12 protein-coding genes are annotated in these 14,351 nt (G+C 65.1%); 10 read left to right on the top strand and 2 right to left on the bottom strand.

Going from position 1 to position 14,351, the window contains the following annotated elements:
• Positions 1-2 precede the first annotated feature (2 nt).
• Positions 3-1,235 (bottom strand): efflux RND transporter periplasmic adaptor subunit, encoded by a 1,233-nt coding sequence (locus VPH40_RS22145; RefSeq protein ID WP_328574520.1) that lies wholly within the window; start codon positions 1,233-1,235, stop codon positions 3-5.
• 393 nt (positions 1,236-1,628) lie between these two features.
• Here VPH40_RS22145 and VPH40_RS22150 point away from each other — a divergent pair, with 393 nt between their 5' ends.
• Positions 1,629-4,160, top strand: a complete 2,532-nt coding sequence (locus VPH40_RS22150) for a sensor domain-containing protein (protein WP_328574521.1) — start codon at positions 1,629-1,631, stop codon at positions 4,158-4,160.
• Between the two features lie 8 nt (positions 4,161-4,168).
• Here VPH40_RS22150 and VPH40_RS22155 read toward each other — a convergent pair whose 3' ends face one another.
• Positions 4,169-5,131: an endonuclease/exonuclease/phosphatase family protein gene (locus tag VPH40_RS22155; protein WP_328574522.1), complete on the bottom strand. Its 963-nt coding sequence runs from the start codon at positions 5,129-5,131 to the stop codon at positions 4,169-4,171.
• 37 nt (positions 5,132-5,168) lie between these two features.
• Here VPH40_RS22155 and ybaK point away from each other — a divergent pair, with 37 nt between their 5' ends.
• From ybaK to VPH40_RS22200, 9 genes are all read left to right on the top strand, one after another.
• The gene (ybaK, locus tag VPH40_RS22160) at positions 5,169-5,660 is read left to right on the top strand and encodes a Cys-tRNA(Pro) deacylase (RefSeq protein WP_251351753.1); all 492 of its coding nucleotides are present in this window, start codon (positions 5,169-5,171) and stop codon (positions 5,658-5,660) included.
• A 132-nt stretch (positions 5,661-5,792) separates the two neighbouring features.
• Positions 5,793-6,410, top strand: coding sequence for a glycerol-3-phosphate 1-O-acyltransferase PlsY (gene plsY / locus VPH40_RS22165; protein WP_442906682.1), 618 nt, complete (start codon positions 5,793-5,795; stop codon positions 6,408-6,410).
• A gap of 90 nt (positions 6,411-6,500) precedes the next feature.
• A complete protein-coding gene (locus tag VPH40_RS22170; RefSeq protein ID WP_289898859.1) occupies positions 6,501-7,166 on the top strand; it encodes a DsbA family oxidoreductase in 666 nt (221 codons plus the stop codon).
• Positions 7,167-7,236: 70 nt separating this feature from the next.
• A complete protein-coding gene (locus VPH40_RS22175) occupies positions 7,237-7,527 on the top strand; it encodes a DUF427 domain-containing protein (protein ID WP_328574524.1) in 291 nt (96 codons plus the stop codon).
• 35 nt (positions 7,528-7,562) lie between these two features.
• Positions 7,563-8,528, top strand: coding sequence for a DUF2157 domain-containing protein (locus tag VPH40_RS22180; RefSeq protein ID WP_328574525.1), 966 nt, complete (start codon positions 7,563-7,565; stop codon positions 8,526-8,528).
• Complete coding sequence (locus VPH40_RS22185) at positions 8,525-10,186, top strand: GDYXXLXY domain-containing protein (RefSeq protein ID WP_328574526.1); 1,662 nt, start codon at positions 8,525-8,527, stop codon at positions 10,184-10,186. The genes VPH40_RS22180 and VPH40_RS22185 overlap by 4 nt, the downstream gene beginning before the upstream one ends.
• A gap of 61 nt (positions 10,187-10,247) precedes the next feature.
• On the top strand, positions 10,248-11,492 hold the full coding sequence (locus VPH40_RS22190; RefSeq protein ID WP_328574527.1) for a metal-dependent hydrolase: 1,245 nt from the start codon (positions 10,248-10,250) through the stop codon (positions 11,490-11,492).
• A 159-nt stretch (positions 11,493-11,651) separates the two neighbouring features.
• Complete coding sequence (locus tag VPH40_RS22195; RefSeq protein WP_328574681.1) at positions 11,652-13,349, top strand: cation:proton antiporter domain-containing protein; 1,698 nt, start codon at positions 11,652-11,654, stop codon at positions 13,347-13,349.
• A 92-nt stretch (positions 13,350-13,441) separates the two neighbouring features.
• Entirely contained in the window at positions 13,442-14,350 is a 909-nt protein-coding gene (locus VPH40_RS22200) for an ion transporter (protein ID WP_099666624.1), read from the top strand.
• Position 14,351 lies beyond the last annotated feature (1 nt).

Genomic DNA, 14,351 nt, shown 5'->3' on the forward strand with positions numbered 1-14,351 from the left:
GCTTAATCCTTCCGTGCCAGCACGGCTGCCGGCGCGGCAGGGGCGGCGGCGGGTGCGGCGAAGGTCACGCCATGGCCCGGCTTGACGCCATCGAGCCTGGCGATGATGACTTTCGCGCCCGGCACCAGGCCGGACGTCACTTCCGCATAGCCTTCATCCTCGTTGCGCAGTCCCAGGGTAACTGGCTGGGCGACCACCTTGTTGTTCACCAGCGCATACACGACGGGGCCCTGCTTTTCGTTGCGCACGGCCGTCAACGGCACCAGCGGCGCCACGTTTGATCGCTTGGTGACGATGCTGCCCTTGGCGAACATGCCGCCGCGCAGCGCGCCATCGCCATTGTCGACGGCGATGTAGACCAGCATGGCGCGCGAGCCGCTCTCGGTGGTGGGGTTGATGCGCGTGACCTTGCCGGCGAAGTCGCGTGCGCCGAAGCCGTCGACCTTGAAGTGCACGTCCTGGCCCAGCTTGATGCGGGGAATTTCCGCGCTGGGCACGGGCGCTTCCAGGGTCAGCTGCGCCAGGTTGACGATGGTGTAGACGGGCATGTCGGGCGAGACTTTTTCCCCGGCCTGCAGGTGGCGCTTGCTGACGATGCCGGCCATCGGCGCGCGGATCACCGCATCGGCCAGCGCGATGCGGGCGATATCGACCATGGCGGCGGCGGACTTGACGTTGGCGCGCGCCAGCTCGACTGAGTTTTGCGTCGTGTCGTACGCCGTCTGCGAGATGTATTTTTGCTTGAGCAAGGCCTGGCTGTTCGCTTCATTCTTGCTGGCCATCGACAAGCGCGCCTGCGCTTCGTCGAGCATGGCTTGCTGCTGCGTCAGGCGGGCGCGCAGGTCGGCCGCGTCCAGGCGCACGAGGATTTGCCCATTCGCCACTTGCTGGCCTTCCTGCAAGGTCGTTTCCTGGATCACGCCGGAAACCTTGGCCTTGATGGTGGCCTGGGTCACGGGCGCCAGCGAGCCGGACAGGGGCAAGCTGATGCTGAGCGCGCGCGCCGCGATGGCGGCCACGTCACCCTGCGCCAGTTCATGCACGGGCGTCTTGGCCTGCTCCTTCTTCTTGCTCGCTTGCAGTTCGGCCGCCTTGGCGGCTTGTTGCTTCGATTGCATCACCGTCCAGCCGCCGCCGGCCAGGCCCAGCACGACCAGGATCAGCACGGGGGTGCGCCAGCGCCGGCGGCGCGTGGCTGCAAGGGGAGAGGCGGGGGGCAGGGTCTCGTTTTTCATAGGTATTTTTGGTCAGGAGCGGCGCAGGGGTTCGGCGCCAGGTCTCGGTGCGGACCCGGCCTGTCGCTGGCCGGGGGAATTCGGGTAGCGCATCACCGTGGCGGCCGCAGACAACACGCCTGCCGCTGCAGCCGTTCACGGCGATGCGCATGTTGCCACTTTAGGAAGAATCCAGCCCGGCCGCCATCGCCGTGCGACAGATTGCACAAAATCGGGGCTGGAATGCAAAAAACGGCGACCAAAGACACTGCCGGCATCGATGCCGTGCACGTCACGATGCTTGCGCATCCTCAAGAAGCCGATTCGCCGGCGCGCAAGAATGGGTGGGATGGTTGCGCCACCGGACAGGCCATTCGCCCGCCGGTTGCCGTGCGGCCGCGCCACGGGGGGCTGATGTCTGAACGGATTGCCGGAGCCGCCCCGTCGCCGGGCCGTTTGCTGGCCGCTGCCGAACCGCAGGCGGGAGCGGCCGGCAAGGCGCTCGATTTGCTGTCCATCATCGTTGCCGCCGTCGAGCAGGCACCGGGCCTGGCCGTGCGCGGCATCGACCGCGATGGCATCGTGCGCTACTGGAGCTTGGGTGCGGCGCGCCTGTATGGCGTGACGGCCGAGCTGGCGCTGGGCCAGCCGTGGGCCAGGGTGGCCGCCTCTCTGCCGGATGCCACCCTGGCCGAGGAGGTTGCCGGCGAACTGGCGGCCGTGTGGGACAGCGGCAAGGCGCGCAGCACGCGCCTGTGGAAGCTCGGCGCCGATGGGGCCGCGCCGCGCTGCATCTGTTCCACCGTGTTTCCTGTCATCCAGTCCGGGCGAGTGCGGCAAGTGGTCTGCATCGACGTCGACATCACGGCCAGCGGCCAGGATGGCGCCGCGCAGGGCGCCTTGTTGCTGATGGGCGACAATTTCCGCCAGTTGTACGAGAAATCCGCCGATGCCATCCTGCTGCTGCGTGACGAGCATATCGCCGACGCCAATCCGGCCGCCATCGTCCTGTTTCAATGCGAAGACCGGCCACGGCTGCTGGGGCGCCGCCTCAGCGATTTTTCGCCCTTGCGCCAGCCCGATGGCGAATTGTCAGCGTTGCGGGGAACGCAACTGGCGGCGCAGGCCCACGCGGACGGCAACTGCCGCTACGACTGGCGCTACCAGACGTGCGCGGGCGAGCTGTTCTGGGGCGAAGTGCTGCTCACCTCCGTCACGCTCGACCACACCTATCTGTTTTACGCCGTGATCCGGGATATTTCCTCGCGCAAACTTGCCGAGCGCGCCCTGTACCTGTCGGCGCAGGTGGTCGAGCATGCGCGCGAAGCCATCGTCGTGCTCGATCCGCAGCAGCGCGTGGTCAGCATGAATCCCGCATACAGCGAGATCAGCGGCTACAGCCTGGACGACATGCTGGGCAAGCCCTTCGTCCTGCACGGGGCGGAGCCGGACGCGCCGGCGTTTTTCGACCACGTGTGGGACGAAGTCGGGGACAACGGATATTGGCAAGGCGACATCGTGGGCCAGCGCAAGGCGGGCGGGCGCTACCCGGCCTGGCTGTCGCTGACGGCCATCCGCGATTCACAGGGGCAATTGAGCAATTACCTGGCCATCCTCAGCGATATCAGCGAGCGCAAGAAAAACGAGGAGCACACGCGCCACCTGGCCGAGCACGATTTCCTCACCGACTTGCCGAACCGGGTGCTGTTGCTGGACCGGCTGTCGCTGGCGCTGGCGGCCGCGCGGCGCAAGCTGAGCATGCTGGCCATTTTGTACCTGGACCTCGACCACTTCAAGCACATCAACGACAGCATGGGCCACCACGTGGGCGACTTGCTGCTCAAGGAAGTGGCGCGGCGCCTGGTGCGCTGCGTGCGCGGCGTCGATACGGTCAGCCGGCATGGCGGCGACGAGTTCGTCATCATCCTGGCCGAGGTGGGCGGCATCGACCAGGTGGCCCACGTGGCGTCCAGCCTGCTGCATGCCGTCACGCAGCCCTATCAGCTGGGAGAATACGAATTGCATGTGTCCACTTCGATCGGCGTGGCCATCTTTCCCAGCGATGGCGACAGCATCGATAGCCTCGTGCATAACGCCGACATCGCCATGTACCACGCCAAGGAAAGCGGGCGCAACAATTTCCAGTTTTTCAATGCCGAGATGAATGCGCAGATCGTCGAGCGGGCCAGCCTGGAGCAAGGCTTGCGCGAGGCGCTGGGTCGCGAGGAATTCGTGCTGGAATTCCAGCCTGCGCTCGATGTCGCCAGCGGGCAGATCGTCGGCGCCGAAGCGCTGTTGCGCTGGCGCCACCCGCAACTGGGCGTGCTGCCGCCCGAGCGCTTCATCGCCGTGGCCGAGGAATGCGGCTTGATGGTGTCGATCGGCAACTGGGTGCTGCGCCACGCCTGCCTGCGCGCGCGCGCCTGGCACGACGCGGGCCATGCCTGGCGCGTGGCCGTGAATCTGTCGCCGGCGCAATGCCTGCACAATAACTTGTTGCTCAGCGTACAAGAGGCGCTGGCCGTGTCGGGCTTGCCTGCCGGCTGCCTGGAACTGGAAGTGACGGAGTCCTTGCTGATGAAGGGCGGCGCGCGCCTGGCCGGCGTGCTGGCGCAACTGCGCGCGTTGGGCGCCAGGCTGGCCATCGACGACTTCGGCACCGGCTATTCGCGCCTGGCCAATCTGCGCCATTACCCGGTGGATAAGCTCAAGATCGACCCCTCGTTCCTGCCCGCCGCGGCGGACGGCGCGGCGGGCGAGTCCGACACGGCCGTGGCCGCCACCATCATCGCCATGGCGCGCGAGCTGCAATTGACGGTGATCGCCGAAGGCGTGGAAACGGCGCAGCAACTGGCGTATCTGCGGGGGCAGGGCTGCCAGCAATATCAGGGGCGCTATGCCAGCGCGCAAGTGGAGGGCAGCGCGCTGGCGAAGTTGCTTAATTAGCAGCTAAGTTAGTCAATATTTCCCAGCAGCTTGATGCGTGCCAGTACCTGGCCATGGTCGGAGGCGTACCGCAAGCCCAGCAGCAGATGGTCGTTGAGATAAGTCACTTCCTGCAGCACGCCGATGGCGCGCGGCGAGGCGGGATGAAAGTGTTCGGACACGAGGATGTGGTCGATCGTCATGTAGGCGCTGTCGTGGATATTCGTGTAGCCCACGTGGCGCAGGGCGTCCTGGCGCTGCTGGATGGCGTTGGCGTCGTACAGGCGTTCGCGCATCTCGGCACCCGCTTCGCACGGCGCGCCCGCCCCCATGACGATGGCCGTGGTGACGGCATTGGCGATGTCGTTGAAGTCGCCCAGCACGATGCGGGGACGGCCGCTGTGGCCCAGTTCGCTTGCCAGCACGCGCAGGGCCACGGCTTCCGCGCCGCGCCGCTGCAGCGAGCGCAGGTTGGCCAGCGCGTAGGCGGTGGCATCGTTGCCGTCGCCATGGCGGTAGTCGGGGCGGCGCGATTTCAAATGCACCACGACCACATCCGTGAGTTGTCCGCCAGGCAAGATGACCTGGACATGCAGCGGCGCGCGGGCGAAGCGGCCAGCATCGTCGTCGGCAGGCACGCTCACGCCGGCGGGAAAATTCGCCCAGGCAACACCGGCGCCGGCCAGCGGCAGCCGCGACACGAGCGCCACCGTGGGCAGCATGCGTCCGGCGGCATCGATGGCATCGTAGCCGGCCAGGGTGGCTGCGCGGTAATGGCGCGTGCGCGACAGCACGTCGCGCAGGGCCGCCTGCGAGAAAATTTCCTGGAAACCGATCACGTCGGCGTCGAGCAGGTCGATTTGCCGCGCCGTCCATTCCGCCTTGGCTTCGTATTGCGCCGGGCTCAACGGTTCCAGGTTGTCATACAATTTCGCCCCGGCGGGGGCAAGGTTGCAGACATTGAATGTGGCAAAGCGGATTTCTTCCTGCATAATTAGCACTCCTCACTGAACGATCAGCGTATCACGCATGGCTAAAAAAGAGCATATTTCCGAAACCCAGGCGACGCAGTTGCTGCGCAAGCATCAAGTTTCCTTCGAAGAACATCCGTATCCTTACGAGGAGCACGGCGGCACCAGCGTCTCGGCGCGCGAATTGAACGTGCCCGAACATGCGGTGATCAAGACCCTGGTGATGCAGGACGAGGCGGCCAAGCCGATGATCGTGCTCATGCATGGCGATTGCAAGGTGTCGACCAAGAATCTGGCGCGTGGCATCGGCTGCAAGTCCGTCGAGCCGTGCAAGCCCGAAGTGGCGCAGCGCCATTCCGGCTACATGATCGGCGGCACCTCGCCGTTCGGCACGAAGAAGGCCATGCCCGTGTACGTGGAGCAATCCATCCTCGCGCTCGAGCGCATCTATATCAATGGCGGGCGGCGCGGTTTCCTCGTCTCGCTGGCGCCGCAGGTGCTCGTTGATTTGTTGCAAGCCAAACCGGTGCAGTGCGCCTTGCAGGATTAAGAGAGCAAGAAAGCGGTGCTCCGCCCTGTCCCTGGACGGGGCGCTGGTGTATATTCTGCTGCGCCAGCCTCGATGCTGGTGCAATAAACACAATAAAGGGAAGAAATGAATCCACTAATCACAACCGTGGCAATGACAGTGGCCGCTTACTTGCTCGGCTCGATATCGTTTGCCGTGGTGATGAGCAAGGTCTACGGCATTGCCGATCCGCGCACCTATGGCTCGAAAAATCCGGGCGCCACCAACGTGCTGCGTAGTGGCAACAAGGGCGCCGCCATCATGACCCTGCTGGGCGATGGCGCCAAGGGCTGGCTGGCCGTGTTCCTGGCCGACCATTTTGCCAGCGCGCTGGGTGTGGGCGACACGGCCGTGGCCCTGGTCGCCATCGCCGTCTTCCTCGGCCATCTGTGGCCCGTGTTCTTCCGCTTCGTCGGCGGCAAGGGCGTGGCCACGGCCCTCGGCGTGTTGCTGGGCATCAATCCCTGGCTGGGCCTGGCGACCCTCGCCACCTGGATGATCATTGCCTATGCCTTCCGCTATTCCTCGCTGGCAGCCCTGGTGGCGGCCCTGTTCGCGCCGTTTTACTATGGCTTGCTGTTCGGCGTCGATCCCATCTTGCTGGCCGTCATCGTCATGAGCGTGCTGCTCGCTTACCGCCACAGCCAGAACATCGCGAACTTGCTTTCTGGCAAGGAAAGCAAGATCGGCGGCAAGAAGGATGGGGCCAAGGCGCCCGCCAAGAAAAAGTAAGCGCTTGATTTCCCGCGGACCGCACGCATATGCTGTGCTTGCGGCGCCGCGCGGTGCGGCCGCCACCGACTCGCGCAAAGGCTGCCCACCATGAGTTCCACTCCCGCCACACCTACCCCCATCCGTATCGATTTCGTTTCCGACGTTTCCTGCCCCTGGTGCGTGGTCGGCCTGAAATCGCTGGAGCAGGCGCTGGACACGCTGCAAGGCACCGTCCAGGCCGACATCCACTTCCAGCCCTTCGAGCTGAACGCCAACATGCCGCCCGAAGGCGAGGATGTCGGCGAACACATCGCCCGCAAATACGGTTCCACCCCGGAACAGATGGCGCAATCGCGCGAAGCCATCCGTGCGCGCGGCGAACAGCTGGGCTTTACCTTTGCCATGGACAAGCGCGGCCGCATCTACAACACGTTTGACGCGCACCGTCTGCTGCACTGGGCCGGACTGGAAGGGCGCCAGAAGGCATTGAAAATGGCGCTGTTCGATGCGTATTTCACGCAGGGACAGGATCCGTCCTCGCACGCGGTGCTGCTGGCCGTGGCCGGCAAGGTGGGGCTCGATGGCGTGAAAGCGGCCGAGGTGCTGGCCTCCGGCGCGTATGCGGACGAGGTGCGCGCGCAGGAACAGTTCTACCAGCAGAACGGCATCAATTCGGTGCCCGCCGTCATCATCAACGAGCGCCATCTGATTTCCGGCGGCCAACCTCCCGAAGTGTTCGAACAAGCCTTGCGCCAGATCATCGCCGGCGCTTGAGCGGGGCGCCAATGGCGCGCGCCATGGCGGACTTTTTGCGCTACACTCGGCGCAGAAGGAGGATAGTCAAATGCCAACAGCCAGCTGGAATGGCGCCGTCATCGCGCAAGCCACCGATGCGCAGGTGCAAGTCGTTGAAAACAATGTATATTTTCCTTTCGCTACCGTGACGCAGGAATACCTGCGTCCCAGCAGCCACACGAGCATCTGCCCATGGAAGGGCACGGCCAGCTATTACGATCTCGTCGTCGATGGCCAGACGAATGCCAACGCGGCCTGGTATTACCCCCAGCCCAAGGATGCCGCCAAGCAAATTGCCGGCCACGTCGCCTTCTGGCGCGGCGTCAGCGTCGAGCGCTGACGCTTTCTTACGACCAATCAACCTGAAAGCAGACGATGGATTTACGCCTCGCCGTGTACCAACTCGCCTCGGACTATGCGCTCGATGCCCAACAAACCCGGCAGCTGCAGGAAGTGGCCGGCTTCCAGCGCGAACCGGCGCGCCTGGCCTACTGGCTGCCGCGTGGCGTGGCCGTGCTGGGCGCCGTGTTGCTGGGCATGGGTTTGATTTGCTGGGTGGCCGCCAACTGGGAAGACCTGGGCCGCATGGGCCGCTTTGCCCTGCTGCAAGGCGTGCTGGCCGCCGCCTGCGTGGGCGCGTTTGCCGTGCCGAAAGCGCGCGTGCCCTTGCTGCTGCTGGCCTTGCTGGCCATCGGCGGCCTGTTCGCGTATTTCGGCCAAACGTACCAGACGGGCGCCGATCCGTGGCAGCTGTTCGCCCTGTGGGCCGCGCTGGCCTTGCCGCTGTGTCTGGTGGCGCGCAGCGACGTGCTGTGGACGCCGTGGATGCTGATACTGTCGACGGCCGCCACCCTGTGGATGCAGGCGCATGCGCACAACAGCTGGCGCGTCGATTCGGCCGATCTGCCCATTTTCATCGGCGGCTGGCTGGCCGTGCTGGCTGGCTGTGCGTTCGTCTCGCCCCTGCTGGCGCGCTGGACGGGCGCGGGCAACTGGGCCTTGCGTCTGGGCCTGGTGCTGGCCACCATCCTCATCACGGGCACGGCCGTCAGCGCCCTGTTCGGCAGCGAGATCGAATCGCCGTACTGGGCCGGTCTCGGCTTGCTGGCCGTCGCCGGCGTCCTGCTGGCCACGCGCCGGTTCTTTGACGTGTTCGGCCTGAGCGCCGTCGCGCTGGGCCTGAATACCTTGCTGGTGTGGGGGCTGGGGCACGTGCTGTTCCATGGCGGCGGCAATGGCGATGGCATCGGCAGGCTGGTGATGCTGGGCTTGTTCGCGGCCGTGCTGCTGGCGCTCACCGTGCAAGGCATTTTGTGGCGCACGCGCCGGGAGGCGGCATGAGCCATATCAATAGTCAGCGAGCCGATGCGCTCGCCTCCCTGATCGACGACGCCACGCGCGCCGGCCTGTTGCCGTCCGGCGCCGCCCGTCCCGTGCAGGATGTACGGCCGTGGCCGCTGGTGCTGATGACGGCCCTTGGCGCCTGGCTGGCCGCCATCCCTCTGGTCCTGGCACTGGGCGCGGGACTGGAAAGCGTCGTGCGCCACGGCCCCGGCGCGTATGTCGTGGCCGCCATCGTGCTGGTGGTGGCCGTGCTGCTGATCCGCACGCGCGGCGTGGCATTGTTTGTCGAGCAACTGGCCGTGCCATGCCTGCTGGTGGGCGGCAGCCTGCTCGGCTATGCCCTGTTCCGCGACTATGCCACGCAGACGGCGTCGCTGCTGATGTGCCTGGCGTGCCTGCTGACGGCCGCCGCCCTGCCGCGCGACTGGCTGCGCGTGCTGCTGGGACTGGTCGCCTGCGGCTTGCTGGGGCTGGGCATCATCGATAGCACGCGCGACTGGATTTTCGAGAACGACCCCACGCAGCTGTACAGCGCCTGGATGCTGGCCCTGGCACTCTGGCTGGGCGCTCACTGGCTGCAAAAGCAGGCGTTCAACGATGGCCGCGGCGCGTCCATCGCCGCCTTCCTGGAATCGCTGTCGACGGGGTGGGTCCTGGCAATCTTGCTGGGGCTGGTCTTCTGGTCCGGCATGACCTTCATGCTGGGCGGCGCGCTGGGAGGCGGTATTGTCGGCGACGTGGCGCGCGAAGTGACCCGGCACCAGGCCGTTGCCTGGTATGCGCAAGTGTTGAATGGGGTGTCGCTCGTGCTGGCCACGGCGGCGGCCGCCTGGACGGGATGGCGCTGGCCGGCCCTGCGCCAGTTGCCCGCCATCGGTGTGGCGCTGGTGCTGATCGTGCTGGCGTGGTTCATGCCGGCGCTGGGGCCCGTGCTGCTGATCCTCGCGTATTGTTTGACGAGCGGGCGTTCGCGCGTGGCCGTGGCGGCCGCGCTGGCGGCGGCGTGGATACTCGGCAGCTTTTATTACCAGCTTGCCTGGCCGCTGGCCAGCAAGGCGGCGCTGCTGGCCATGGCCGGCGCGCTGTTGTGCGCCCTGTCGTGGCTGGCCACGCGGGGCGCCGTGCTGCACCTGGTGGAAAGCAAACCGGCGGGCGTGGTTCTTGAACACCGCGCCGCGCGCCTGGGCGTGCTGGGGGGCTTGCTGCTGGTGTTGCTGGTCGCCAATGGCGGCATTTGGCAAAAAGAGCAGCTGATTGCCAAAGGACAAGCGATCTTCGTGGCGCTGGAACCCGTCGATCCCCGCTCGCTGATGCAGGGCGACTACATGCGCCTCAATTTCGTCAACCTGGGCGTCCTGTCCACCCTGGCCAGCGTGGACCGGGCGCCTGGCCGGCCCCTCGTCGTGGCGATGCGCGATGCGCGCGGCGTGGCGGAATTGCTGCGCCCGTACACCCAAGAGGCGCTGGCGCCCGGCGAATTCCTGCTCGAACTGACGCCGAAGGATGGGAACTGGGTGCTCGTCAGCGATGCCTGGTTCTTCAAGGAAGGCGACGCGGCGCGCTGGGAAAAGGCCCGCTATGGCGAGTTCCGCGTGCTGCCCGACGGCCGCGCCTTGCTGGTGGGCATGCGTGGCCCGGAGCTGGAGAAGCTGTAGCTTTGTCGCGCAGGCAGTCGTGCAAGAGCACGCCAGGGCGGGCATCCTGTAAAATTGCCCTATGGATAATATTACGCATTCGGTCATCGGCCTCGGGGTCGGCGAACTGGTACACCGCAGCCTGCCGCCCGAGCCGCAGGCCCCCGCACAGCGCACCCGGCGCGCGCTGTTTTTATTTTCGGCATGGTTTGCCAGCAACGCGCCCGACCTCGACCTGGTACTGACCAGGCTGCTGCCGCGCCCGTTCGGCTACATGTTGCACCACCGCGGCCACACGCATACCTTGCTGCTGGCCTTGCCGCAGGCGCTGCTGTTGCTGGCCTTGCTGTGGCTGCTGTGGCCCGGCGCGCGCCGGCTGCTGAAAAGCAGCGTACCCGCCCGCATCGGCCTGGCCGCTTGCCTGCTGCTGGGCTTTTGCTTGCACATGGGCATGGATTTCCTCAATTCCTATGGCTTGCACCCGTTCTATCCGTTTGACAGCCGTTGGCTGTATGGCGACATGGTCTTCATTGTCGAGCCCATGTTCTGGGTGCTGCTGGGCGTGCCCGTGATCATGTCCTTGCACTACGGCATCGTCAAAAGCGTGCTGCTGGCGGGGTTGACGGCGGCCCTGTGTTTCTTCACCTATAAAACCTATCTGGCGCCCGCTTCGCTGGTCATCCTGCTGGGGCTGGGCGTGGTCCTGGCCGTGCTGCAGGGGCGGGCCGGCGAGCGGGGGCGCGGACCGTTGCTGCTGGCCTTCGCGCTGGCCGCCACGTTCATCGGCACGCAGGGCGTGGCGTCGGCCCTTGGCCGTGCGCGCATCGAGGCGGCCGTGCAGCGCCTCGATCCCGGCACGCGCGTGTGGGACGTGGCGATGACGGCGTTTCCCAGCAACCCGCTGTGCTGGATCTATGTCTCGCTCGACAGCAAGACGGACGTGTACACCTTGCGGCGCGGCACCCTGAGCCTGCTGCCGGATGCGCTGGCGCCGGCCGCCTGCCCGGCCGGCCTGGTGGAAACGGTTAAGCAAGGCCAGCAACTGGCGCCCGGCATTGCCGTGTCGGCCAAGGCGGAGGGCAGCCTGGCCGCCTTGCGCGCGCTGCAGGAAGACAATTGCTATGTCGACGCCTGGTTCCGCTTTGCCCGTATGCCCAGGTTGAATGCGGACAAGCTGACGGATGTGCGCTTCAACCCCGGCATGCTGCCCAATTTCACGACCGTCGAACTGCAGCAGTTCCGCAACCGGCCGTGTCCCGCCTACGTGCCGGGCTGGGGCCGCCCCCGCGCGGACATGCTGGCGCCGCCGCAAGCGGTGCGTCCGTAGGGAATTTGTTGCCTTGTGGCAAAATATCGTGTGTGCACTTACTTCGCCATGGCCGCGCATGCGACACGACCAATTCAGCATGAATGATATTTAGTTAGGATTATTTTGGAAGAGCAACACGCCTTACCGTATTTGCGGGAAACCCTCCTGTTTCTCGCCTTGGCCGGGATTTTTATTCCGTTATTGCAACGCCTGAAGGTCAACCAGGTCCTCGGTTTCCTGGCCGTCGGCGCCCTGTTCGGCCCGTTCGGCTTCGGCCTGTGGGCGGGCGACTTCACGTGGCTGACATATTTCTCGTTCGTGCGTGCCGAGCAGGTCAGCGGCCTGGCCGAGCTGGGCGTGATGTTTTTGATGTTCATGATCGGCCTGGAACTGTCGACGGAACGGCTGTGGGCGCTGCGGCGCTGGGTATTTGGCGCGGGCGTGGGGCAGGTGGCCGTCAGCGCCTGCCTGATCGGCGGCGTCGCGTATTACTTTGGCCTGTCGCTGGAAGCGTCCATCGTGCTGGGCCTGGTGCTGTCGCTGTCGTCCACGGCCGTGGTGATGCAGCTGCTGACCGACCAGCGCTCCCTGCAGACGCCGGCCGGCCAGGCGGGTTTTTCCATTTTGATGTTCCAGGATTTGATGGTGGTGCCGCTGTTCATCCTGATCGACGTGTTCGCCAGCGGGCGCAGCGACGATCTGGCGTATCTGCTCAGCTTTGCGGCCGTGAAATCGGCCGGCGCCATCCTGCTGATTTATCTGCTGGGGCGCCGCGTGATTCGTCCGCTGTTCCAGTTTTTCGTCAAGAAACGCCAGCCCGACGTGTTCATGGCCTTGACCCTGCTCAGCACCCTGGGCATCGCGGGCTTGACCTACCTGGCGGGCCTGTCGATGGCGCTGGGCGCCTTGCTGGCCGGCCTGCTACTGGCGGAAACGGAATTCCGGCACGAAGTGGAAGTGACGATCGAGCCCTTCAAGGGCTTGCTGATGGGCTTGTTCTTCATGTCGGTGGGCATGCAGATCGACGTGCGCGAAATCCTCAAGTCGCCGGTGTTGATCCCGTTGGCCGTGCTGAGCCTGTTTGCGCTGAAAACCCTGGTCATCAGCGTGATTTTCCGCATCGGCGGCTTCCACTGGGGGCGTGCCGTGGAAACGGGCGTGCTGCTGGGGCAGGGCGGCGAATTCGCCTTCATCGTCGTCGCGTATGCGCTGGGTACCAAGCTGATCGGCCCGCAGGTGGCGCAGTTCGTCATGCTGGTGGTGGGCCTGAGCCTGTTTGCCACGCCGGCGCTGGCCAAGGCGGCACGCGCTTTCGGCAACTGGTGGGAGCAGCGCCACCACCATCAACTGGCCGACCTGGCGCACGGCGCGCCGCCGCCCCAGGGCAGCACCGTCATCATCGCCGGGTTTGGCCGGGTGGGGCAGTTGCTGGCCAAGGTGCTGACGGAGCAGGATATCGCGTATGTGGCGATTGAAAATGACGCGCGCCTGGTGACGACCCTGCATCCGCGCGGCTTCCCCGTGTATTTCGGCGATGCGTCGCGCGCGGAATTGTTGCAAAAGGTCAATGCGGACCGGGCCGCCGCCGTGGTGCTGACGATGGACCATGCGGCGTCCGTGCTGCATGCCGTGAAATCGATCCGCCGCGAATATCCGCAGCTGCCCGTGTATGCGCGGGCGCGCGACGAGGCGCATGCCGTGGCCCTGATACAGGCGGGCGCCACCCTGGTCGTGCCCGAGGCGCTGGAATCGGCGCTGCAGCTGACGGCCACCGTGCTGCACACGGTGGGCCTGTCGGAAGCGCGCACGGCGGACATCGTGCAAGCCGAGCGCGACCGGCGCAATGCCGTGCTGCTGGCGAAAAAGCTGTCGTAGTGTTGTTGTAGTGAAACCTGTAGCGCAACCGTGCGTGTCGCCGTGCTTTGTCAATTATCTATACAATAATAGTATATGAGCACATTACCCACATGAAAGCCGCGACGAAGAGCGGAGCGGCGCCCTTGACGCCGCAGCAACTGGCGGCGCAGGAAACGCAGCAGAAATATGGCAAGCCCGAGCGGGGCTGGCGCGAGCAGGTGTACACCGTCATTTTCGAGGCGGAAACGCGCACGGGCCGCGCCTTCGATTTGCTGCTGATCGCCGCCATCCTGATCAGCGTGACGGTGGTCGTGCTCAGCAGTGTCGCCTCCGTGGCCGAGCGCTATGGCACCTGGTTGACGGCGCTGGAATGGTTTTTCACCATTTTATTTACCATCGAATATTTCGCCCGCCTGTCTTGCCTGCAGCATCCGGTGCGCTATGCCAAGAGTTTTTTCGGCATTATCGATTTGCTGGCCATCGTGCCGACCTACATCGGCTTGCTGCTGCCGGGCGCGCACGTGCTGATCGACGTGCGCATTTTGCGCCTGCTGCGCATGTTCCGTATCCTCAAGCTCACGTCGTATGTGCATGAATACACGGTACTGGGGCGGGCCTTGCTGGCCAGCCGGCGCAAAATCCTCATTTTCTTGTCTTTTGTCATGATGGTGGTCTTTCTGTTGGGTACTGTGATGTACGTGGTGGAAGGACCGGAGAACGGTTACAGCAGTATCCCCACGTCGATTTACTGGGCCATCAGCACCATGACCACCGTGGGTTTCGGCGATATCACGCCGAGGACCGACATCGGGCGCACCATCGCTTCCCTGATGATGTTGCTCGGCTGGGGCATCCTGGCAGTGCCTACCGGCATTATCAGCGCGGAAATGACGGTGCAGCGCAGTTCCAAGCTGGTCACCACGCGTACCTGCCCCACGTGCCTGAAGGAAGGGCTCGATGACGATGCCAGTTTCTGCAAGAACTGCGGTGTTGCATTGCCGCCGCTGGCACGTGATTAGC

Origin of the sequence: Janthinobacterium sp. P210005 (assembly GCF_036231865.1) — a bacterium.
Taxonomy (GTDB): Bacteria; Pseudomonadota; Gammaproteobacteria; order Burkholderiales; family Burkholderiaceae_D; genus Janthinobacterium; species Janthinobacterium kumbetense.

What these genes read in the sequence shown, in the direction of transcription:
- VPH40_RS22150 (WP_328574521.1), top strand. Translation starts at nt 1,629, where the DNA reads ATGTCTGAACGGATTGCCGGAGCCGCCCCGTCGCCGGGCCGTTTGCTG.
- VPH40_RS22200 (WP_099666624.1), top strand. Translation starts at nt 13,442, where the DNA reads ATGAAAGCCGCGACGAAGAGCGGAGCGGCGCCCTTGACGCCGCAGCAA.
- VPH40_RS22190 (WP_328574527.1), top strand. Translation starts at nt 10,248, where the DNA reads ATGGATAATATTACGCATTCGGTCATCGGCCTCGGGGTCGGCGAACTG.
- VPH40_RS22145 (WP_328574520.1), bottom strand. Translation starts at nt 1,235, where the DNA reads ATGAAAAACGAGACCCTGCCCCCCGCCTCTCCCCTTGCAGCCACGCGC.
- ybaK (WP_251351753.1), top strand. Translation starts at nt 5,169, where the DNA reads ATGGCTAAAAAAGAGCATATTTCCGAAACCCAGGCGACGCAGTTGCTG.
- VPH40_RS22175 (WP_328574524.1), top strand. Translation starts at nt 7,237, where the DNA reads ATGCCAACAGCCAGCTGGAATGGCGCCGTCATCGCGCAAGCCACCGAT.
- VPH40_RS22170 (WP_289898859.1), top strand. Translation starts at nt 6,501, where the DNA reads ATGAGTTCCACTCCCGCCACACCTACCCCCATCCGTATCGATTTCGTT.
- VPH40_RS22180 (WP_328574525.1), top strand. Translation starts at nt 7,563, where the DNA reads ATGGATTTACGCCTCGCCGTGTACCAACTCGCCTCGGACTATGCGCTC.
- plsY (WP_442906682.1), top strand. Translation starts at nt 5,793, where the DNA reads ATGACAGTGGCCGCTTACTTGCTCGGCTCGATATCGTTTGCCGTGGTG.
- VPH40_RS22155 (WP_328574522.1), bottom strand. Translation starts at nt 5,131, where the DNA reads ATGCAGGAAGAAATCCGCTTTGCCACATTCAATGTCTGCAACCTTGCC.
- VPH40_RS22185 (WP_328574526.1), top strand. Translation starts at nt 8,525, where the DNA reads ATGAGCCATATCAATAGTCAGCGAGCCGATGCGCTCGCCTCCCTGATC.